Genomic DNA, 1,946 nt, shown 5'->3' with positions numbered 1-1,946 from the left:
TGCCCGGCCAGTCACGGATCGTCATCGGCCAGTTGGACGGAAAGATTTATTGGATGGACGATGTCGCCAACCCTATAAAGAACCTACTCGTTGACTTTTCGTCAGCTGTAGGCGATGCCATACCGGTCAACGGAGTGAAGGAAGTCTGGGACGGCGGTCTTTTGGGATTGGAGCTACACCCTGATTTCGGCACCCCGGGGAAAAACCATGTTTACATTTATTACACTACGGATCCCGGCAACCCTGCCGCAGGCGTGGGCGGGGGTGCCTCCGGTACCTTCGGTTGTTTCAACGACGAGTTTCACGGCAATTACTTGAACCTCGAGCGTTTCGAGTTGAACCCCGTCACGATGGCCTATGTTGCCAACACCAAGGTCACCTTGATGAAGCGGCGCATGCTGAACTCGACCCACCGTGGTGGCGCTATGGAGTTCGGCAACGACGGGTATCTTTATGTGGCCACGGGGGAACAGGGCCGTGCGGTGAGCGCGCAGGACATTACGGACAATTTGGACGGCGGTGTGCTACGGATCGATGTTGACATGGACCCTTCGACGGGCCATGCCCCGATAAGGACAATGCCCCAGGATACGGGGGAGACGGACGAGATTACGGGCCAGTTCTATTTTATACCGGACGACAATCCCTTCCAGAGCCCTACGGGTGCTACCTTCGAGGAATATTATACGTTGGGTATCCGTAGTCCTCATAGGATGAGCAAGGACTCCCAGACAGGTGAACTTTATATCGGCGATGTAGGGGAGAGCACCCATGATGAGATCAACGTGGTCTCTGCCGGGAAGAACTATGGATGGCCTATCTGGGAGGGCAACGACCCTCCACCAAACTACGACTGTGGTATTTCGATGCTTGACAATATGCCCCATGAAGGCCCCTTGACCGAATTTGACCGTACGGACGCCGTTTCCATTATCGGTGGACATGTATACAGGGGTACGGAGTTCACTGCTTTCAATGGCAAGTTCATAACTGCCGACTGGGGTACCCGGAAGATATTTTCGGTTGACATCGTCAGCGGGGATTATGAGACCCTGGGCACTTTGCCAGGAAGGCCCATTTCCTTCGGGGAGAACGCCAATGGTGACATCTTCTACCTGACCCAAGGGAACAACGTGCCACTTTACCGGTTCGTGGAGCCCGGCGTGACCAGCGGTATGCCACAGACCTTGACAGCTACGGGCGCCTTTACGGACTTACAGAACCTTATCGTTGCCGATGGATTCGTTCCCTACGAGATGATCGATCCCTTCTGGTCGGACGGGGCCTACAAGAAACGATGGTTGGCGGTACCTAATCCTATGGGTACCCCGCAACCTATCCAATATTCAGAGGACGGCACCTGGGTATTCCCTGTGGGTTCCGTACTAATAAAACATTTTGATTACCCCATTGTGGACGCCAATGGTATAAGTACGACCAAGAAGATAGAGACACGTTTTTCCATTAAAAACAGCAACGGCAACTGGACCTTCTTGTCCTACAACTGGAACCAGGCCGAGACGGAAGCTTTCTTGGTGGACATGAGTACGGGTCTGAGCGAGGCCCTTACGATAAACGAAACAACGAACGAGGAAATAACCTGGCGCTACCCGTCCACGAACGAATGTTTGAATTGCCACAACCCCGCCTCCCAGGGTACCTTGGGCCCCAGGACACGCTATTTGAACAGCGACTACGATTATTCTCAGCATGATCCCAATGGTGTATCGGCGAACCAATTGGTTACCTTGAGCCACTTGGGGATATTGGACCAGACGATAACGGACGCGGACACGGACAATTTCCTGACCCACACCTCGATCAACGACCCGAATGCCGGATTGGAGGAAAAGGCACGTTCCTACATGGACCTGAACTGTGCCTACTGCCACCAGCCCGCGAACGATCTGCGCCCGCAGTTCGACCTGAGGTTGATGAACAGCCTT

Annotated in this window: 1 protein-coding gene; it reads left to right on the top strand. The window is 53.9% G+C overall.

Features of this window, described 5'->3' with window-relative positions; all coding sequences use genetic code 11:
- A partial coding sequence (locus BFP75_RS11040; RefSeq protein WP_206073544.1) for a PQQ-dependent sugar dehydrogenase occupies positions 1–1,946 on the top strand: 1,946 nt, incomplete at both ends.

Origin of the sequence: Maribacter sp. 4G9 (assembly GCF_002742265.1) — a bacterium.
Taxonomy (GTDB): Bacteria; Bacteroidota; Bacteroidia; order Flavobacteriales; family Flavobacteriaceae; genus Maribacter.
This window is presented reverse-complemented; position numbering and strand designations above follow the sequence as displayed.